Origin of the sequence: Fulvimarina uroteuthidis, from assembly GCF_034321785.1 — a bacterium.
GTDB lineage: Bacteria > Pseudomonadota > Alphaproteobacteria > Rhizobiales > Rhizobiaceae > Fulvimarina > Fulvimarina uroteuthidis.
Map to the genome: position 1 here is coordinate 92,998 of NZ_JAXLPB010000001.1, position 20,171 is coordinate 113,168.

Sequence of the window (20,171 nt, forward strand, 5' to 3'; positions counted from 1 at the left end):
TGAAAGCCGCCGGCATGCCGTGACGGGCCATGACCCGTCCGCATGCCGCGGGGCGTTCCCGAATGCCGGGCGTGAACCATCTAGTCCGGCATGACCGAACCATCCTTTTCCCTCGCCACGCCGGACGGCGACGATCGCAGCCGCCAGATGTGCGACCGATGCGGCTTCGTCCTTTACGAAAATCCGAAGATCGTCGTCGGCTCCGTCGTCCGGCACGAGCGGAGGATCCTCCTGTGCCGCCGGGCGATCGAACCGCGCCGCGGATACTGGACGATCCCCGCCGGCTATATGGAACTCAACGAAACGCCCGAGGAGGGAGCGCGGCGCGAGGCATCCGAGGAAGCCAATGTGGCGCTGCACATCGAGCGCCTGCTGGCGGTCTATTCCGTTCCCAGGATTTCGCAGGTCCAGCTGATCTACCGGGCCCGGCTTGCCGAACCGTCTTTTTCGCCGGGACCGGAGAGCCTGGAGGTCGAGCTGTTCGCGCCGGACGAGATCCCCTATGGGGATCTCGCCTTTCCGTCCGTACACTGGGCGCTGAGGCACGACGCGGAGGCCGAAGCCGGCGCGCCGCCCGTCCCCTTCACCAATCCCGAGGGCGAGACCGCCACCATGATGCCGGGTGGCGAGACCGTCAGGCCCGGGGATTTCTGAGGTCGCGGCCTATTCGGCGCCCGTCGTCTGGCGGATTTCGCGCGCAAGGTCCGGGGGGAGATCGAGCCTCGAGGCCAGAAGATCGAGATAGGCGCGCTCGGCGGGATGGTCGGCGTCGATCGCCAGCACCGATGCGGTGTAGATCTCCATCGCGATCTCCGGGGTCCTGGCTTCGGCGGCGAGATCGTCGATCGTCTTCGGGCGGCGCAACTCGTCCATCACGAGGCCCTTCTCGTCGGCCTCCATCTCCATGTCGTCGATCCGCCCGTAGATCGCGCGCTCCTCGTCGGCATCGATATAGCCGTCGGCCTTGGCCGCCGCGATCATGGCGGACAGCATGAGACGGGCGCGGGCATCTTCCTCGCCGGACGGCATGAAGGCCGTGCCCGCGGGCGCCGGCAGTTCGTCGTCCCGGTGCGCGGCGGGCAGGCTGGGGACCGGCTGGGCGCCCGGCAGCGCGGTGGCGCCGCTTTTCGCCTGGTAGGACTGGTATGCCTTGTAGGCGAGACCTGCGACCAGCGCCGCGCCACCGAGCTTCAGGGCGCTGCCGCCGATGCCCTTGCCGAAGCTCTTGCCCTTCTTGCTGAAGAGCTGAGAGGCGAGACCGCCGACGACGGCGCTGGTGACGGCCGTGCCGCCCCTGCCCTGCATCATGCCGCCAACCTGGTCGAGGAGCGAGCCGCCGGACCCCGACGCCTGCCCGACGCGGGAATTGGTGGCTCCATGGGATGGCTGTCGTTGCGGCGATCCCTGCGTCTGCTTGCCGATGAAGTCGGAGAGTAGGCGTTGGATATCCATGGGCGTCAATTCCTCGAGCGTTCGATCACTATCTTCCGGATATCGAGACGCGGGGCCCGTTTCGCAATATCCCGGCCCTCGAGAGGAAGGCAGGCGCGGCTCATTTCTCGCCGGCGCCGTTCGGCTCCAGAGCGTGCCGCCTGATCATCGGATATTGGGTCAGCATGAAGATGACGGTGATGGGCATCGTCGCCCAGACCTTGAACGCGACCCAGAAATCGGTCGAGAAATTGCGCCAGACCACTTCGTTCACGACCGCCAGGAACACGAAGTACAGGCCCCAGTTGAGCGTCAGCTTGCGCCAGCCCTCGGCATCGAGCTTGAAGGCCTGATCGAAGACATAGCCGAGCAGCGACTTGCCGAAGAAGAGGCCGCCGAGCAGGATCGCCGCGAACAGGCCGTTGACGATGGTCGGCTTCATCTTGATGAAGGTTTCGTCCTGAAGGTAGAGCGTCAGGCCGCCGAACAGAATGACCACGACGCCCGAAACGAGCGGCATCATCGGCAGGGTCTTCTGCACGGCCCAGGAAATCGCCAGCGAAATCGAGAGCGCGGCCATGAACAGGGCCGTCGCAATGAAGAGCGGTCCGCCCAGCTCCTGCAGAACGGGGAAACGCGCCGCGATGTCTTCGCCCCGCGAATTGGCGAAGAAGAAGACCAGAAGCGGGCCGAGTTCCAGGGCGAACTTGAGAAGCGGGTTCATCTCCTTCTTCGCCGGATCGTTCGGAGAGCGTTCGATGATGCGGTCGGTCATTCAGGTCTCGCGGGTTCTGTCTCGAGGGCTCGGACGCAGGGCGCGTCCTGCATCATATCGGTCGGCTTCGCGGCAATTCGTAGACGGGCTCGAAACCGGGGCCTGATTTTCGCCGACACGCAACCCTATATTGCCGCGGACCGCAACCAAGACCGATGAGAGCGACCCGCCGCCATGCGAGACATTTCCGACCAAGACGACACCGGCCGCTACGGTCGCGGTCGTGTTTCCTACAGGCTCGAGCGCTTTCTCGGCGGCTCGCCGCTGGGTGTCGGCGTTCGCCTGATCCTCATGTCGATCGTTGTCGGACTGCTCCTGTCCTGGTTCGACATCTCGCCGCGCCGCGTGATCGACTGGGGCATCAGCGCCTTCAACCGGATCGTCGAGGTCGCGTTCGGCTCGGTCGAGAACGTCGTCACCTATTTCCTGCTCGGCGCGGTCATCGTCGTTCCGATCTTCATCGTCATGCGCATTCTGAAGATGGGCGGTCGCTGAGCACCGCCCGGTCGAGGTTCCGGACGCCGATCGCGCGAGGCAAGCCGCGGTTCGCCTCAAGCTTCCGCCGCGAAGGGCGGGGCGTGACCTTCTCTAGTCGGCGGCCGACTTCAGCGCGGCGCCGGCCGCGAGCGGCCCGATGGTCCCGAAGAACAGGGTCAGCGCGGTCAGGATGAGGAAGGGCGGCAGGAACGAATCCGGATCGTTCACCGCGCCGTAGGTCGCGGACACCCCGAAGATCAGGACCGGGATCGCCAGCGGAAGCACCAGCACCGATACCAGAAGCCCGCCGCGCGGCAGGGCGACGGCCACCGCCGCGCCGACCGCGCCGATGAAGGTGATCGCGGGCGTTCCGACGAGCAGCGTCAGCGCGGTGGCGAAGATGGCGATCGGCTCCAGCGCGAGGAACAGACCCAGAAACGGCGCGGCAAGGACCAGCGGCAGGCCGCCGGCCGTCCACAGGGCCGCGCATTTGACGGCGACGACGATCGGCATCGGCATCTGGCCCATGATCAGAAGATCGAGGGTTCCGTCTTCGCGATCGGCCTGGAACAGCCGGTCGAGGGTGAGAAGCGTCGAGAGAAGCGCGCCGATCCACAGGATCGCCGGTCCGATGCGCGACAGGAGGTTGAGATCGGGGCCGATGCCGAACGGCACGGTCGCGATCACCGCGAGAAAGAAGATGACGCCGGTCATAGCTCCGCCGCCGCCCGAGATCGCGAGCCGCAGGTCGCGGCGGAACAGGGCTCCAAGAGAGGTCACAGCCAGCCCTCCGCTTCGACGAGTTCGTCGTCGCTGACATTGACGCCCGGCCCGGCCGGGCGGCTTTCGCGCAGGTCGGACCGCGACAGGTCGAGACGCCTTGCATGTTCCAGGCCGAGGGGCTGGTGCGTCGCCGCGATGATCAGCCCACCGGTTTCCAGGTGGCGTTGCATGAGCCGGCCGAAGAGCGCCTGGCTTTCAGCGTCGAGCGCTGCCGTCGGCTCGTCGAGGATCCAGATGTCGCGCGGGGCGACGAGGAGCCGGGCAAGGCTCGAACGGCGTTGCTGGCCGGCGGAGAGATAGCCGAACGGCACGGCGGTCAGATCCGGCAGCCCGAGCGCGAGGAGCGCCGCTTCGTTGGGCACGGGCGTACCGGCAAGATCGAGGGTCGCGCGCCAGAAATCGAGATTCCGGCCGACCGATATTCCCGGCTTCATGGCGTTGCGATGGCCGACATAGTGCGCGATCTCGGCGATCGAACCGACCGGTTCGCCGTCGCCCGCAAGACCGCCCGAGACCGCGATCGTGCCGCCGAGCGCCGGCAGGAGGCCGGCGAGCGTGCGCAGCATCGTGGATTTGCCGGAGCCGTTCGGCCCGGTCACGACGAGGCCCTCGCCCGCCGCGAGCGCGAAGTCGAGAGGGCCCGCGGCAATGGCGCGTCCGCGTCCGACGAGGAGCCCGTCCGCAGCAATCGTCAGCATGAATGGTCCATCAAAGAGTTCGTCCTGCACGCGCGGGGATAGCGGCGCCGGTTCGTTGTGCGGTGTAGCATAAATTCGCGGCTTGAGGTCCGGCGGCCCTTTATCACCATTCCAAACAGCGCTAGATGACAAGTGCAACTATGCCAGCGACCGGTGTGGAACGTTATCAGAGCCGATACGGAGGCACCTTATTCCCGAGGGTGCCCGGGGCGGACACAGCGGAAATGGTCGTACCCGCATCTTCGACGCGCGTTTTTCCGCCGCGCGAAGCTTGTTCGCCCTTCGGCCGTCGTCTCGGTTCGAGAAGGAACGACATCCTCCATGTCACATCATCCAGACAGCTTCAAATGCCGCAAGACGCTCGACGTCGGCGGCAAGCCCTACGTCTACTACGATCTCAAGGACGCCGAGAAGAACGGCCTCGAAGGCATTGCCCGCCTGCCGTTCTCGTTGAAGGTCCTGCTCGAGAATCTCCTGCGCAACGAGGATGGGCGCACGGTCACCCGGGACGACATTCTCGCCGTCGCCAAATGGATCGAGGACAAGGGCAAGGCTGGTCATGAGATCGCCTACCGTCCGGCCCGCGTGCTGATGCAGGACTTCACCGGCGTTCCGGCCGTCGTCGATCTCGCCGCCATGCGCGACGCCACGAAACAGCTGGGCGCCGATCCGAAGAAGGTCAATCCGCTGGTTCCCGTCGATCTCGTCATCGATCACTCGGTGATGGTGGATTATTTCGGCCAGAAGGATTCCTTCGAGAAGAACGTCGACGCCGAATATGGCCGCAACGGCGAGCGCTACACGTTCCTGCGCTGGGGTTCGGAAGCCTTCCAGAACTTCCGCGTCGTGCCGCCCGGAACCGGTATCTGCCATCAGGTCAATCTCGAATATCTCGCCCAGACGGTCTGGACGCGCGAGGAGAACGGCGAGACGACGGCCTATCCCGACACGCTGGTCGGCACCGATTCGCACACCACCATGGTCAACGGCCTGTCGGTCCTTGGCTGGGGTGTCGGCGGCATCGAGGCGGAGGCCGCCATGCTCGGCCAGCCGATCTCGATGATGATCCCCGAGGTCATCGGCTTCAAGCTCGACGGCAAGCTGCCGGAAGGCACGACCGCGACCGATCTGGTTCTCACGGTCACGCAGATGCTGCGCAAGAAGGGCGTCGTCGGCAAGTTCGTCGAGTTCTACGGCCCCGGCCTGTCGAATCTCACCCTCGAGGACCAGGCGACCATCGCCAACATGGCTCCCGAATACGGCGCGACCTGCGGATTCTTCCCCGTCGACAAGGACACGATCGCCTATCTCGAGGCGACCGGCCGCGAGAAGGATCGCATCGCCCTCGTCGAGGCCTATTCCAGGGCACAGGGCATGTATCGCGAGGACGGAACGGAAGATCCGATCTTCACCGACACGCTGGGCCTCGACCTTTCCACGGTCGTGCCGTCGCTTGCAGGTCCCAAGCGGCCGCAGGATCGCGTCGCGCTGACCGAAGCGGCCTCGGCGTTCCACAAGGCGCTGCACGAGATCCGTGGCGGCCGCAAAACGGACGACAACCCGACATCGACGGGCGATTCGCGCTACATGGACGAAGGCGCGACCCTGCCGAACGACGTGCCGTCCGACGTCGGCTACCGCCACGACGTGGAGGGCGCGGCGCACGGCCTGTCGCATGGCGACGTGGTGATCGCGGCGATCACGTCCTGCACCAACACCTCGAACCCGAACGTTCTCGTCGCAGCCGGCCTCGTCGCGCGCAAGGCACACGAGAAGGGCCTCACCGTGAAGCCCTGGGTGAAGACATCGCTCGCGCCCGGCTCTCAGGTCGTGACCGAATATCTCGAAAAGGCCGATCTCCAGAAGGATCTGGACGCGATGGGCTTCAACCTCGTCGGCTATGGCTGCACGACGTGCATCGGCAATTCCGGCCCGCTTCCCGAGCCGATTTCCGAGGCGATCACAGCCAACGATCTGGTCGCCTGCTCGGTGCTGTCGGGCAATCGCAACTTCGAAGGCCGCGTCAATCCGGACGTGCGGGCGAACTATCTCGCCTCGCCGCCGCTCGTCGTCGCCTACGCCATCGCCGGTTCGATGTTCGTCGACATCACGAAGGATCCGCTCGGGCAGGACAAGGACGGCAACGACGTCTTCCTGAAGGACATCTGGCCGAGCACCCAGGAAATCGCCGACATCGTCCGCAAGACCGTGACCCGCGAGATGTTCGAAGAGCGCTATGCCGACGTCTTCAAGGGCGACGAGCACTGGCAGAAGATCGACGTGTCCGGCGGCCTCACCTATGATTGGGACGACCGTTCGACCTATGTCCAGAACCCACCCTATTTTGAGGGCATGGGACAGGAGCCGGAGCCGGTCACGGACATCAAGGAGGCCCGCATTCTCGGCCTCTTCGCCGATTCCATCACGACCGACCACATCTCGCCCGCGGGCTCGATCAAGAAGGACGGTCCGGCCGGCGATTATCTTGTCAGCCATCAGGTCCGTCCGATCGACTTCAACTCCTACGGCGCGCGTCGTGGCAACCATCAGGTCATGATGCGCGGCACGTTCGCCAACATCCGCATCAAGAACCAGATGGTGCCGGGCGTCGAAGGCGGCGTGACGATCCATCATCCGAGCGGCGAGCAGATGCCGATCTACGACGCGGCGATGAAGTACAAGGACGAGGGCGTTCCCCTCGTCGTCTTCGCCGGCAAGGAATACGGCACCGGCTCGTCACGCGACTGGGCGGCCAAGGGCACGATCCTTCTGGGCGTGCGTGCCGTCATCGCCGAAAGCTTCGAACGCATCCACCGTTCGAATCTCGTCGGCATGGGTGTCGCGCCGTTCGTCTTTGCCGAAGAAGGCCAGTCCTGGGAGACCCTCGGCCTGAAGGGCGACGAGAAGGTGTCGATCGAAGGCCTCGAGACCATGAAGCCGCGCGACCTGATGGAAGCCCGGATCGAGAAGGCCGACGGCTCGACGGAGACCGTGAAGATCAAGCTTCGCATCGATACGGCCGACGAGATGGACTACTACACCAATGGCGGCATCCTGCATTACGTGCTGCGCCAGCTGGCGGCGTAATCTGCGGCCAGAGCTTCGTGCGTCTGGTCGGACGCACGAAGCCCACGCTTTACCCTGGATGCCACGCATCGGGCGTTTGCGAACATCGATTCCGCTTTGTCGGGCCGATGGTCCAGCCGAACACCCCATTGACGAGAGCCGCCGGATGTCTTCATCCGGCGGCTTTTTCGTGCGCGCGGCACCCGTTCGGACACAGACCGGCGCACCGCATCACGGCAAAATCGCAAATTCGTTTGCGCCTTCACTGCGACGTGACTGGATGGATTCGCGCCCGCCTCTTATCGTGCATGCAAATCGCACGACTTCGTACGATATTGAACATGAAACAATCAGGTCCCGTATTGATCGTGCGTTCCCGTGCCGCTTCCGCGCTGTTCACGTTCCCCGCATCCAAGGCGGGACTTAAGGCCCGGACCCTCACGATCGGACTTTCGGCCTGTCTTGCGATGTTCGTGGCTTCGTCCACCCTTGGGAGCGAGCGAGCGGCGCCGACTGCAACCTCCGCGCCCGTCACCCATGTCATCGAGCTGTTCACCAGCCAGGGCTGCAGCGCCTGTCCGCCGGCCGAGGCGCTTCTCACCGATCTTGCCGACGAGCCAGGCATTCTCCCGCTCGCCTATCATGTCGACTATTGGGACTATATCGGCTGGAGCGACACGCACGGCGCGCCGGAAAACACCGCCCGTCAGGAAGCCTACGGCGTGAGCTTCGACATTTCGACCCTCTACACGCCGCAAATGGTGATCGACGGACGTCGCCAGGTCGCCGGTGGACAAGCCGAAGCGGTGCGCGAGATCATCGACACGCTTCCGGAGATCGTTTCGACGGGCAAGGCCTCGGTCAGCGCGCGCATCGTCGGCGACGACGTGAAGATCACCGCGAGCATGACCGACGTCGACACGCGCGGTCCGATGCCGGTGCTCATCGTCGTCAGCTACGACAGGAGCGCGCAGACGGTCGTGACGCGAGGCGCGAACCGCGGCAGGACCCTCGTTGAGACCCATCCCGTGCGCGACTGGCGCATCCTCGGCGCCTGGTCGGGCGAGCCGATGAAGATCCGCCTGCCGCTCGCCACCTTGACCGAAGGGGCGCACGGCGACAACGGCTTCGCGATCTTCATCCAGACCATGTCGAAGCTCGGCAAGCCCGGCGCGATCCTGGCCGCGGCCCGCCTCGATCTTACCGCGGCCCATGGGAGCGCCTCCGCCGTCCGCGACTGAAATCGCGACACGACCCCCGCGCGACCGTCCGCCGTCGGCGCGCACGGCGACGGCTGGTCTCCGCCGGGGAAAGATACGGGTTTTGCGCCCCCCGAACAGCATGCCCGGACATCGGACGGGACGTCACGCGATGCCGCAGGTGTTTTGCCGCGCTCGCCATTCCATGTCACCATGGCGTCATGAACGGGACGGGCATCGTCGAACGAACGGTCCGTTTTCCCCGTTGTCGGTCGCAAACCCCATGGAAAAGGTGCCGAGAGCCGCATGACAGTCGTGAGTTCCACCGAGACATCGAACCTCATCGCATTTCCGGGAACGAAGGGGGCGGATGCGCAGATCGTCTTCGATCGAAAAGAGCTTTCCGCCATTCTCAAGGTGTACGGGCGGATGGTAGCGGCCGGTGACTGGCGCGACTATGCCATCGACATGCTGAAGGATCGCGCCGTGTTCTCGATCTTCCGGCGAACCAGCGAGATGCCGATCTATCGCGTCGAAAAGAATCCGAAGCTCGCCAGAAAGCAGGGTGCCTATCAGGTCGTCGCCGCCGGTGGCCTCGTCATGAAGCGGGGGCACGATCTGGGGACAGTGCTGAACGTCTTCGACAGGCAATTGAAGGGCGCCGAACAGGACTGACGCGACAGATTTGAACGGGCTTGCCCGGCAGGCCTCGTGCGCGATGCCGCGACGCTTTCTTCTTCCGATGCGCGCCGGCTTCTCCAAAGCGACGAGACGGCGAAGCGGCCGCTCTTCCGTCGGCGGGGAGCGTAGAGCGTTTCACGTGGTGTGGGATGCAGGGCCGGCGCCTGTGGAGCCGCTGCGCCATTCGTCCGGCCGATGGCCGTGACGAGTTGGCCGAGTTGGCACCCGATGTCCGCGACATTTCGTTTCGGGCCATCGCATCGCGCGGTGCACAGGCCGTGACGCCGCGCTCGGCGAACGTCCCTTTCAGATCCCGGGAGCGGGGCGAGACGCAAGGAGACGGGGGGTCCGACCTGTTCGTCGGGGTTTCCTGTCAGAAAAAGACGTCGGACAGGTCCTCGTCCCCGTCACCGTTTTCGCAGGACGCCGCCGATGCGGGCTCGCCGCTCGGACCCTCCGCTTTCGTCGGAACGGCGGTCGGACGCGCCGGAGCGATGGCGAAGATTGTCTCGAAGATCTGGCGCTCCTCCCGCATCGTGTATTGGCGCGAGACGGCCTCGGCGAGCGGAGTGTAATCCACCTCGATCTCGCCGCGATCGCCGAGAGCTGCGCACAGCGCGGTCAGCGCGGCGACGGCGCTGTCCATGAGCTCGCAGCCTTCGACATAGCGTCCCATCAGCGATCGGGCCCGGCTGACGCGGTCCGGCAGGCTGGTGGCGGCGTCTTCGTTGGCGCTCAGCTGGGCGAGGCACTCGGCCTCGGCTTCGGTGAATGTCGTCACCATCAGCGCGATCGCGGCGCGGATCGTCTCGACGGCGGCATCGGAACGGGGCAGGACGTGATCCTGAAGTTCGTTCGCGGCGACCAGCGCCGCCTCGATGCCCGAGCGCACGCGATCAGCGCCAAATTTCGCACCGGACGCCTGTCCGCGAATTTCGCGTGCGATATAGCCGATCGCCTCGTCGCCCTGTTCGATATGGGCGGCGCGGATGGCGGCATTGAACCCGGCGATCTGCAGGTGAAATTCCAGGCTGTCGAGCTGGGCGGTGGTGGCCGAAAAGAAGCCGGCTGTCTCGATATAGGCATCGAGCCCGCTCTGCAGGGCGGTGCGCAATGTCTCGCTCTGGGAGAAGCTTTGCTCGATCTGCCTCGCGCCGCCGAGAAGCGGGGTCGATTGGCTGTCCTGATCGCCTTCGAGCGCGTTGAGGACGAGCCCGGAGCAAAACTGCGATTGCTCGAAGATCCGTCCCAGATGATCTTCGATGTCGCGCATTTTCCCGTCATAGGCGGCGGCGAGATCGCCGAGCTGAGCGATCTCCAGATCGGCCAGCTTGGCGATGAAGGCGTCGCGCGCCTCCGGGCCCGGCGGATGATCCCGACCTGGCAGCGCGACGCCTTTGGCCAGATCGATCATCAGCCGGATATTGGCACTCGTATGTTCCAGCCGCTGGCGCGCGATATCGTGGAACTGGAGGCCGGACACGACACCGGCCACCGCCGCGGCCGCCGCGCGAAACGCCTCGCGTTTCTTCTCCTGGGCCGCCTTGGCGCTTTCCTGACGCGCTGTCAGGGCCTCGTCGATCTCGCCGATCGCGATCGGCAAAGGCCGCGCTTCGTCGCTCGCGCGGCGGCGGGTGGTCTCGAGGATCCCGACGCTGTCCGACAGGCAGTCGCCGAGCTGATCCAGGCGCTCGCCAAGCATGGTCGCCGTTTCCTCGCCCGTGTTGACCAGGTCGACGACATTGTCGACGAAGGTATCGAGCTCGCCGGTGGAGATCGGCATCGAGCGGATATGGGTCCGTCCGACCAGCGTCACATAACGAAGCATCTGGAAGACACTGACGACGCCGAGCTTGCCCTCGATCGCCTCGCTCCGACCGGCGATTGCCGTTCGGATCAGATCGTCGATCCGGTCGATGCTGCCGGACAGGACGGCGGCTTCCTCGACCGCTCGCACGAGCTCGTCATGGACGGCGGCGATGCGCTCGCCCGTCATGATGTCGATCGTTCGCGACAGCGTTGCCTCGATCGTGCACAGATCGGCGTGGATGGCCTGCAGCTCCTCGCCGGTCTTCAGATAGACGCTCTCGCTGGACGTGTTCCATTGGTCGAGAAGGGTCATGACGCGCGCGATCGCGTCGAGATCGGCCGCCGGCGCAGGTTGCTCGAGCAGGTCCGCGTCAGCCGGGACACTATCGAAATGATAAGACGCCATGATCAGGCCACCGCACTTGGAATATCGTTCTGGGCGAAACGCATGATCTCGGCGCCCAGACGATTGAGCGGCATCTCCTCGACCACGGCGCCGAGTTTCTTGGCCTCCTTCGGCATGCCGTAGACGATGCAGCTCGCCTCGTCCTGGCCGAGGGTTCTTGCGCCTGCATTGCGCAGTTCCAAGAGCCCCTTGGCCCCGTCGTCGCCCATGCCGGTCATGATGATGCCGAGGGCATTGCCGCCGGCAGCGCGCGCGGCCGACCGGAACAGGACATCGACCGAGGGCCGGTGGCGCGAGACCAGCGGGCCCTCCCGGACCTCGACCCGGTACTGTGCGCCGCTGCGATGCACGATCATATGATAGTCGCCCGGCGCGATGAGGGCGAGACCGGGGACAAGCCGGTCGCCGGTCGTCGCCTCGCGAACCTCGATGCGACAGAGGCCGTCGAGACGCTGGGCGAACGCCTTGGTGAACGTGCCGGGCATATGCTGGACGATGGCAAGGCCGGGCGCGTAGGCGGGCAGCCCTTCGAGCAGCTTGCGCAGCGCCTCGGTGCCCCCGGTCGATGCGCCGACCACCACGACGCGATCGGTCGTGCGTTCGATCGTGCGAGCGTTTCTCGCGGGCGGCAGGACGGCATCGGCGGTCAGCTTGGCCTGCACGTCGATCTTCGGCGCCACGCGCTCGACCCGGGCCTGGGCCGCACCGCGGACCGCGTCGCAGATCCGGGTGCGCGATTCCAGCAAGAACCGCTGCGTCCCCATTTTCGGCTTGGTGATCACCTCGACCGCGCCCGCTTCGAGGGCGGCAAGCGCCATGCGCGAGCCGGTCTCGGCGAGAGAGGAACAGATCACCACCGGCACGGGGCGCTGGTTCATCAGTTTCCGGATGAAGGTGATGCCATCCATGCGCGGCATCTCGATATCGCAGATGATGACGTCCGGCACCTCGCTTTTCAGACGATGGGCGGCGAAATAGGGATCGGACGCCGTGCCCATGATGCTCATGCCCGGCTCCGATTCGATGATGTTGGACAGGGCTTCGCGAACGCTGGCGGAGTCGTCGATGATGAGTACCTTGATATCGGCCATGTCGCTTCAGTCCTTCCGGCGCTCATAGATGTTGTTTCGAACCAGCCGCAGGGGCAGCGTCGTGTCCCTCAGGACGTCGGCATGTCCGAGGATGAACAGTCCACCGGGCCGCACATGCCTGCAAAGCCGGGCAATGATCTCCTGCTGGGTCTTCGTGTCGAAATAGATCAGGACGTTCCGGCAGAAGATCACATCCATCACGCGTCCCGGATTGAAGCGTTCATGCATCAGATTGATCTGTCCGAAGCTGACATGCTTTCGCAGATCCGGGCCGATGCGGACGGCGTCGCTGGCCCCGTCACGGGCCCGCAGGACATAGGCCGAAAGAAGCGAGGCGGGCACCCGGTCGAATTCGCGCGCCTGGTAGACGGCGCGCCGCGCCTCCGCCAGGACCTTGATCGAAATGTCCGTCGCCAGCACCGACCAGCGCCAGCGCTCGCTCTCGGGCAATCTTGCGGCGGCGGCGGCGGCCACCATCGCCATCGAATAGGCTTCCTCGCCCGTCGAGCATGCCGCCGACCACATTGCCAGATGGCCGGGTTCGCCCTCCATGGCCAAGCGGGTCAGCGTCGCATCGTCGAGAAAGTCGAAATGCGGCCGCTCCCGGAAGAACGAGGTCTCGTTGGTGACCACGCAGTCGACAAAGGCCTGCAGTTCGCCGTTTCGCCCCTCGGGCGAGGTGAGAAGCGCGTAATAGCTGCTGAAATCGGTCAGGCCGTTGGCCTGCAGACGCCGGTGAAGCCGCGTCTGCAGCATGAGTCGCTTCGAGGGCGCCATGGAGATGCCGCAGACCGTGTGAACGAGATGCAGGAATTTGCCAAGCAGGGCGTCGTCGAGCGTGGCCTGCATCCAGCCCGGTGTCTCGATCGCTCGCCTGGCGGGCGGGACGGTCTTGAAGGCGCTGTCCGTCGGCGCGTTCCGGCTGCGCGGGCCCTTGGCGCTCGCCGCGCACGGCGAAGGCGCGTCTTGGGATAGGGGCCGGGTCGCAGTCTGCATGTCTTGATCTCTTTGCCGCTTCCGGTTCGCTTTCGCGACGCGGGTTGAAAGGGTCCGGTGCGAACGGGGGCGATGCGCCCTCGCCGTGCAGCATCAGGTGATGAGCCGGCATCGCCCGATGCTGGCAGTTTGTGGCTCGGCGTGCCGGGTGGTCGAAAAACCGGTGCCCGCTCGTGCGCTCGGCGCCCGAAGCTTGGAAACCCGGCGGGCCCGGTGACCCGCCCGGTTCAAGGTCAGCTCAGGCAGCGAGGGTGTCGGCGAGCAAGTGCCGGTCCCCGCAAAACACCGCGTCGATGTCGAGGAAGGTCAGGAATTCCCGCTCACGTCGGCCGAGACCGTGCATGAAGCTCGCATCCCAACTCTCGCCGAATTGCGGCGGCTCTTCCATCGTCTCGCCGTCATATTCGACCACTTCGTGGACCGCGTCGGCGACGATGGCGATGACCTTCCGGGTCGTATCCGGGCCGATTTCGAGAACCACGATGCGCGTCTCGGACGTGGTCTCGTTCTCGCCGCCGATCATGCGAAGCTTGCGCTTCAGATCGACCACCGGCACGCCCGTTCCCCGCACGTCGATGATGCCGATCAAGTTGGCAGGCGCGCTCGGTATCGGAGCGATCTTCGTGAAATCGAGAACTTCACGAACGTGACGCACGTCCACCGCACAGACGGTGCCACCCAGCCGGAAGGTCAGGATCTGCCTGGCCTCCTCCTCCTGGCCGTCGGATGCGGCCAGGAGGGTCTTGTCGGCTTGAGAGGCGCGTGTCATGCGCTCATCCTCTCGAAGCCGACCTCTTCCGTCTCGTCGTCGAGGTCGAGATTGTAGCCGCCCTGGGCCGTCTTCTGGGCGGGCTTTGTGGCGGCTTTGGTCGGCTTTTTGGACTGTGCCGTCGGGCCGGTCAGCGCCTTGCGGGTGGCAAAGCTTTCGACCTTCGCTTTCAGCTCCCGAATATCGGAACCCTTGCTGGCGCTCGGCGCCTTGGCCGTCTGTTCGAGGGTGAAGAACGAAGCGCGCTCGTTCAGCATGCTGGCCTGGGCCGAAAGCTGTTCGGCGGTTGCCGAGACTTCATTGGCCGCGGCGGCGTTCTGCTGGGTCACCTGATCGAGCTGCTGAATCGCCTGGTTGATCTGCTCGGCGCCCATGTTCTGTTCGCGGCAGGCCGCGGTGATCTCGCCGACGAGCTCGGCGGTCTTCTGGATATCGGGCACCAGCTCCTGGAGCATGCGACCGGCCTCTTCGGAAATATTCAGCGTCGAGGTCGACAGTTCGCCGATCTCGGAGGCTGCCTGCTGAGACCGTTCGGCCAGCTTGCGGACCTCGGACGCGACGACAGCGAAGCCCTTGCCATGCTGTCCGGCACGCGCCGCCTCGATGGCCGCATTGAGGGCGAGAAGATCGGTCTGACGAGCGATTTCCTGCACGATGCGGATCTTGTCGGCGATGGTGCGCATGGCTTCCACCGAATTGGTGACGGCTGCACCGCTCTTGTCGGCATTGGTGCTGGCCTGAACCGCGATCTTCTCGGTCTGGGCCGCATTTTCGGCGTTCTGGCGGATATTGGCCGCCATCTCTTCCATGGCTGCCGAAGCCTGTTCGGTCGCGGCCGCCTGTTCGGTCGACCCCTGGCTCAGCTGCTCGGCGGTTGACGAGGACTGCTGGGAGCCGGAGGCCACCTGTTCGGCGGACGAGAGGACATCGCCGGCGATGTCGCGAAGGTTCTGGTTCATGGTTTGCATGGCGCGCAGCAGATCGGCGATCTCGTCATTGCCCTTTGCATCGATGTCCTGGGTCAGATCGCCCCGGCCGATCGCTTCGGCCGCATTGACCGAGCGGGTGAGGCCGCGGGAGATCGAAATGGCCATCCAGATGGCGGCGGCAACGCCGAGGGCGATCGCAACGAGGATGAGGGAGATCAATGTGATGCGCGTGCTTTCATAGGTCGCAAGGGCAGTGGCACTGGCATTGTCCGACGCGTCGGTCGCGGCCTTGGCGATCCCCGACAACGTCTGGGACAAGGTTTCCGAGATGGGCCGAAGACCGTTCATCGCATTCAGCGCGGTGATGCGATCCGACTCCAGAGCGACGGCCAAGGTCTTGTCGATGACTGCAGCAGCGCTCGACCAGTTCGACTTCAGAGCCGCAAAACCGCTGGCCAATTCCCCGCTGTAAAGGGGAAGCGCTTCGATGTCCGTCAATTCCTGGTTCACGGCGGCAAGCGCCTCCTGGGCGATCGCGACCGTCTCGCGCACCCTGGCGGGATCGACGCGCGAGGCAGACGCGACGGCCTGGGTGCGGGCAGTCGCAGCGTCTCGTTCCACCGCATGGAGCAGGTCGAGTGTGCGCGATATCATCTCGATCCGGTCGCGGTCAGCGGCACCATTGCGATCGAATTCACGCTGGCGCATGTCTTGAACGGCGGTCTGAAGAGTTGCCATCGTCTCGTTGAACGCGCTGATCTGTTCGTTCGTGTCGTTGAACGCGGTCTGGGCAGATTGCGGATCGGCTTCGGCGCCCTTGGCGATCGCATCGGCAGCCGCATCCCTGAACGTCTGCACATCCGTTTCGAGACTGGCATATTGGGCGCGCCGCTCAGGTTCGAAGGCCGCGAGAAGTCGTTCCACTTCTCCGGGAAGCGAGTCGGACTCCTCCTTGAACTGCTGCAAACGTCGCGCAATGTCTTCCGGGGCGGTCGCGAGATAGGTCTGCGCGACGAGACGACGTATTTCGGTCGCCGAGAGGCGAATTGCGCCGGCATTTCTGACTTGTTCGAAAGGGCCCGAGGTGAAACGTGTCATGAGATCGTTGGCCCCGCTGAGGCTCGAAACGGCGATATAGCCGCTCCCGCCCATCAGGAGGAGGATCGTCGCAAACGATGCGATCAGTTTGGTTTTGATGGTTAAGCGCATGATGTTGTTCCTGTTTTCAGTCGATTGAAGCCGATGGAGTTCAGTGGATTGTTGGGGATCTATTGGGGGTTGGCGTCGCCGGTGCCGCGGACGACATTGGCGATATCGAGGAGGAGGACGAAGCGGCCGTCGCGCTGGATGACACCGGACATCAGGTCTCGGGGCCAACGCGTTCCGTTCTCCGGCAAGGGCTGGATGGCTTCGGGAGCGATGTCGAGAACCTCGTAGACCGCGTCGGCCTTCAGCCCGACGAAATAGGTCTCGCCGAGACGCTCCACTTCGGTGACGATCACGCGGGTCGTCTCCCCGTCTTCCCTCTCGTCCATATCGAAGCGCTTGCGCAGATCGACGAGCGGCATGACATTGCCGCGGACATTGATGAGGCCCGGCGCATGCGAGGGCGCGTTCGGCACCCGTGTCATGACCGGGGGATCGAGCACCTCGTGTACGCTGCCGACGCGCATGGCGAAGATGTCGTCGTCGAGGGCGATGGTGAGATAGTCTCGGCCGTGGATCTGATCGTCACTGTCTGTGTCCGCCATGGCAGACCTCCTTCTTGAACACGCGTGTCAGGCGGCTTGCAATTCGTGGGACGAGCGGGTCGGATCCATGGGGCGCCCGATAAGGCTGCGCCGGGCGAGAGCCCCGACATCGAGGATGAGGGCCACCGAGCCATCGCCGAGGATGGTCGCGCCCGCCAGGCCCGGCGTGTGGCGATGCAGCGGCGAGAGAGGCTTGATCACCGTCTGGTGCTGGCCGATCACCTGATCGACCACGACACCGATCTTGCCGGTCTCGGTCTCGACCACGGCGACGACGGAGCCGCGCCGATCGGTCCCGAAAACCTTGTCCATCCACAGCAGCTGAACCATGGTTCCGCGAATGTCGACGAAGTTGCGGCCGTTGGAGGTCCGGGTCGCGACCTGATCGAGCTCGACGCATTCCTCGACGCTCGACAGGGGCAGGATGCACATGGCGTGGCCGACGGCCACCTGGAGCCCGTCGATGATCGCCAGCGTCAAAGGCAGGCGCAGCACGAAGCGTGTGCCAAGGCCCGGCTGGGTGAGGATCTCGATGGTGCCGTGAAGATCCTGGATCGTGCGCTTGACCACATCCATGCCGACACCGCGGCCGGACAGGTTCGAAACGCTCTGCGCGGTCGAAAGCCCCGGATGGAAGATCAGTTCGTCGATCTCCCGCTCGCTCAACTCGGCATCCGGCGCGATGACGCCGTTGGCGATGGCCTTGTCGCGGATCCTCTGCCGGTTCAGCCCGGCGCCGTCATCTTCCACCGTGATGATGATTTCGGTGCCCGACTGGCGGGCCGAGAGCTGAAGCCGGCCGCGGCGCGGCTTGCCGCGCGCAACGCGAACCTCCGGATCCTCGATGCCGTGATCCACGGAATTGCGGATGATATGCACCAGCGGGTCGCCCAGCCGATCGAGCACGGTCTTGTCGAGCTCGGTCTCCTCGCCCGACATTGTGAGTTCGATTTCCTTGCCCAGATTGCCGGACAGATCGCGCACCACGCGGCGATAGCGCCCGAAGAGCTGTTCGATGGGCAGCATGCGCATGTCCATCGCACTGTCGCGCAGATCGGCCGAGAGGCGCTCCACCTCCTCCACGATCGCCGAAAGCGCCGGGTCGTGCCGATTGTGCGCCAGCGTGGCCAGCCGCGTCTGGGCAATGACCAGTTCGCCGACCTGATCGAGAAGCGTGTCGAGCCGGCTCGCCGAGACGCGCACCTGAGACTCGCCCTTGTCCTGGCGCGGGGCCGACGTTTCGCCCGTGGGCGGCTCGTTGCCGGTGCCGGCTTCGGGGCTGATCGTCGTCCGCGAAGGGGCGGCGTCTGCGGCGTCTGTGGCGTCCGCCGGTTCGACCGACAAGGCGGGCGCATCCAGTGCCTCGATCGTGATCGCGCCCGGCTCGTCGACGAAGATGAACACATCCTCGATCGCAGCGTGGCCCTGATCGGTGGCAAGCTCAATCAGCCAGCGTATATGCAGATCGCGCGGCTCCAGGGTCGCCAGATCCGGAATGTCGTCGGTGCAGGCGGTGACGGTGATCTCACCGAGATCGGCAAGCTCGTCCAGAAGGGTCAGCGGATTGGTGCCGTAGACAAGAGCGTTCTTCGGCAGGGCCATCCTGATGCGATAGACGCAGCACGCCTCACGCGCTTCCTTGAACGCGGCTGGCCGCTCGGCGGGCGCTGCGCCAGTGGCCGGCCCCGACGTGCCGACTTCGGCCTCGAGCGCTGCGACGAGACGGGCGCTTTCGGCGTCATGATCGCCGCCCGCCTCGAACAGAAGGCGCCGAAGCTGATCGGTCGATTGCAGAAAAACTCCGACAAGGGTCGGCGTCAGAGGAACCAGGCCCTGGCGGACCTTCTCGAAGGCATCTTCCAAACGGTGGGCGAAGGCTGCCATGGCCGGCGGCCCGAACATGCCGCCCGAACCTTTCAACGTGTGGAGAGCCCGGAACGTCGTGTTCACCAGGCCGGCGTCATCGGGACGCTTCTCCAGATCGAGCAGCGCCTCTTCGAGTTGCTCGAGAAGCTCTCGTGCCTCGGCCAGAAAGGTCTCATTGGGGTCCGAATTGTGCACGATGTCCTCCGGGTGGAATAGATTGGCGCTGGGCAGTCACGACGGTCTCGGTCGGGGGGACCGGACATTCCGGGCAGGCCCGCGCGACGATCAGGCGGGCCCGGCGGGAAGCGCGGGGGTCAGGCCGGGCCGACCAGCTTCTTGACGACGGCCAGAAGCTTGGCCTGATCGAAGGGCTTCACCAGCCAGCCGGTCGCGCCCGCCGCTCTGCCTTCCTGCTTCTTCATGTCGTCGGACTCGGTGGTGAGCATGACGATCGGCACGCCGGAATGCTCCGGCATGTCGCGGACCGCCTTGATCATCGAGATGCCGTCGACATTCGGCATGTTGAGATCGGTGATGATCATCGACGGGCGCGCAGTTTCGAGCTGAGCCAGCGCATCGGCGCCATCGACCGCGGTCGCGGCGTCGTAGCCGGCGGTCTTCAGGGCAAAAGAAACCATCTGCCGGATGCTGGCAGAATCATCGACGCAGAGAACGGAACGTCCCACGGGAAGCAACCTCACGAATTGAGACAAATTTGGTGGTGATGCGACGCGTTCCCGGAACGAAACGCGTCGTAGTCCGGCGGAAATCGCGCAAGCTTCTGCAAGCTCGACGGTTTTCCTGTTCCCTCAGCCCCATGATGCGTCGGCACCCTGAGGCGTTGGCATAAGACGAAAGGCAAAGGCCCGGTGTTGCCGCGAACCGTCGTCCGCGCGCCAGGGGCATCGCACCGAACGTGGAGCTCCTCCGGGAGAGCGGCGTACGCGTTCCGATCATCGTTGCAGGCGTCATCCGCTTTTCATGAAGCCGATCGACGCCTGCTGTTATCCGTCAGACCCCTGGCGGCAGGCAATCGGCGTTGCGGGCAACCGGTCACGGGTTTCAACCGGGGCTCTCACGCCGTCGCCTCGAGCGACAGGCCCGCGCGCTCGACGGCACGTTTGAGAGGCTCGGACATGATGATCGCGAAGGATCTACCGCTTGCGCCAAGCTGTTGGCGGGCGGCCGCGAGAAGCTGGAGAAAACTGACATCGACCGTATCGACTGCCGAACAGTCGATCAGCAGACCGGCCGGCGCGTCCCGCAAGACGGCCTGAAGACTATCCTGCACGGCCACCGCTTCTCCCAGGGTACACGAGCCCGAGAAGGTGACGTTCGCTGTCATGGGACTCTCCGAGTGTCGGGGTGGAAATGTCCGGACCCTTCGGCATGGACCCGGAAGCCGCCTCGCGACGGCTTGAACTGCGTTTCCACAGAGGTTTCA

The 20,171-nt window shown here is 64.9% G+C and carries 18 protein-coding genes; 5 read left to right on the forward strand and 13 right to left on the reverse strand.

Annotated elements, in window-relative coordinates; translation table 11 throughout:
• Positions 1-90: 90 nt before the first annotated feature.
• A complete protein-coding gene (locus tag U0C82_RS00400; protein WP_322184766.1) occupies positions 91-654 on the forward strand; it encodes an NUDIX hydrolase in 564 nt (187 codons plus the stop codon).
• A gap of 9 nt (positions 655-663) precedes the next feature.
• Here U0C82_RS00400 and U0C82_RS00405 read toward each other — a convergent pair whose 3' ends face one another.
• On the reverse strand, positions 664-1,452 hold the full coding sequence (locus U0C82_RS00405) for a tellurite resistance TerB family protein (RefSeq protein WP_322184768.1): 789 nt from the start codon (positions 1,450-1,452) through the stop codon (positions 664-666).
• Positions 1,453-1,552: 100 nt separating this feature from the next.
• Positions 1,553-2,206: a septation protein A gene (locus U0C82_RS00410; RefSeq protein ID WP_322184770.1), complete on the reverse strand. Its 654-nt coding sequence runs from the start codon at positions 2,204-2,206 to the stop codon at positions 1,553-1,555.
• A gap of 174 nt (positions 2,207-2,380) precedes the next feature.
• On the opposite strand from U0C82_RS00410, the gene U0C82_RS00415 reads away from it, so the two are divergent.
• Entirely contained in the window at positions 2,381-2,701 is a 321-nt protein-coding gene (locus U0C82_RS00415) for a DUF6460 domain-containing protein (protein WP_322184772.1), read from the forward strand.
• Between the two features lie 93 nt (positions 2,702-2,794).
• On the opposite strand, the gene ccmB is transcribed toward U0C82_RS00415, so the two are convergent.
• Together ccmB and ccmA are read right to left on the reverse strand one after the other, a co-directional pair.
• The gene (gene ccmB / locus U0C82_RS00420; RefSeq protein WP_322184774.1) at positions 2,795-3,463 is read right to left on the reverse strand and encodes a heme exporter protein CcmB; all 669 of its coding nucleotides are present in this window, start codon (positions 3,461-3,463) and stop codon (positions 2,795-2,797) included.
• Positions 3,460-4,161, reverse strand: a complete 702-nt coding sequence (gene ccmA, locus U0C82_RS00425) for a heme ABC exporter ATP-binding protein CcmA (RefSeq protein ID WP_416186612.1) — start codon at positions 4,159-4,161, stop codon at positions 3,460-3,462. Before ccmA ends, ccmB begins: the two co-directional genes overlap by 4 nt.
• 324 nt (positions 4,162-4,485) lie before the next feature.
• On the opposite strand from ccmA, the gene acnA reads away from it, so the two are divergent.
• From acnA to U0C82_RS00440, 3 genes are all read left to right on the forward strand, one after another.
• Complete coding sequence (gene acnA, locus U0C82_RS00430) at positions 4,486-7,251, forward strand: aconitate hydratase AcnA (RefSeq protein WP_322184778.1); 2,766 nt, start codon at positions 4,486-4,488, stop codon at positions 7,249-7,251.
• A gap of 320 nt (positions 7,252-7,571) precedes the next feature.
• Positions 7,572-8,471 carry a DUF1223 domain-containing protein gene (locus tag U0C82_RS00435; RefSeq protein WP_322184780.1) on the forward strand — a complete coding sequence of 300 codons (900 nt, stop codon included), beginning with the start codon at positions 7,572-7,574 and terminating at the stop codon, positions 8,469-8,471.
• Between the two features lie 264 nt (positions 8,472-8,735).
• On the forward strand, positions 8,736-9,104 hold the full coding sequence (locus U0C82_RS00440; protein ID WP_322184782.1) for a DUF2794 domain-containing protein: 369 nt from the start codon (positions 8,736-8,738) through the stop codon (positions 9,102-9,104).
• A gap of 379 nt (positions 9,105-9,483) precedes the next feature.
• On the opposite strand, the gene U0C82_RS00445 is transcribed toward U0C82_RS00440, so the two are convergent.
• The 9 genes from U0C82_RS00445 to U0C82_RS00485 form a co-directional block, all read right to left on the reverse strand.
• Entirely contained in the window at positions 9,484-11,325 is a 1,842-nt protein-coding gene (locus U0C82_RS00445; RefSeq protein WP_322184784.1) for a hypothetical protein, read from the reverse strand.
• Positions 11,326-11,327: 2 nt separating this feature from the next.
• Positions 11,328-12,416, reverse strand: coding sequence for a protein-glutamate methylesterase/protein-glutamine glutaminase (locus tag U0C82_RS00450; protein ID WP_322184786.1), 1,089 nt, complete (start codon positions 12,414-12,416; stop codon positions 11,328-11,330).
• Positions 12,417-12,422: 6 nt separating this feature from the next.
• Entirely contained in the window at positions 12,423-13,412 is a 990-nt protein-coding gene (locus U0C82_RS00455; RefSeq protein WP_322184788.1) for a CheR family methyltransferase, read from the reverse strand.
• A gap of 238 nt (positions 13,413-13,650) precedes the next feature.
• The gene (locus tag U0C82_RS00460) at positions 13,651-14,181 is read right to left on the reverse strand and encodes a chemotaxis protein CheW (RefSeq protein WP_322184789.1); all 531 of its coding nucleotides are present in this window, start codon (positions 14,179-14,181) and stop codon (positions 13,651-13,653) included.
• Complete coding sequence (locus tag U0C82_RS00465) at positions 14,178-16,319, reverse strand: HAMP domain-containing methyl-accepting chemotaxis protein (protein ID WP_322184791.1); 2,142 nt, start codon at positions 16,317-16,319, stop codon at positions 14,178-14,180. Before U0C82_RS00465 ends, U0C82_RS00460 begins: the two co-directional genes overlap by 4 nt.
• A 59-nt stretch (positions 16,320-16,378) precedes the next feature.
• Entirely contained in the window at positions 16,379-16,861 is a 483-nt protein-coding gene (locus U0C82_RS00470) for a chemotaxis protein CheW (RefSeq protein WP_322184793.1), read from the reverse strand.
• 27 nt (positions 16,862-16,888) lie between these two features.
• A complete protein-coding gene (locus U0C82_RS00475; RefSeq protein WP_322184795.1) occupies positions 16,889-18,922 on the reverse strand; it encodes a chemotaxis protein CheA in 2,034 nt (677 codons plus the stop codon).
• A gap of 119 nt (positions 18,923-19,041) precedes the next feature.
• Positions 19,042-19,413 (reverse strand): response regulator, encoded by a 372-nt coding sequence (locus U0C82_RS00480; RefSeq protein ID WP_322184797.1) that lies wholly within the window; start codon positions 19,411-19,413, stop codon positions 19,042-19,044.
• A gap of 389 nt (positions 19,414-19,802) precedes the next feature.
• A complete protein-coding gene (locus U0C82_RS00485; RefSeq protein WP_322184799.1) occupies positions 19,803-20,072 on the reverse strand; it encodes an STAS domain-containing protein in 270 nt (89 codons plus the stop codon).
• Between the last annotated feature and the right edge of the window lie 99 nt (positions 20,073-20,171).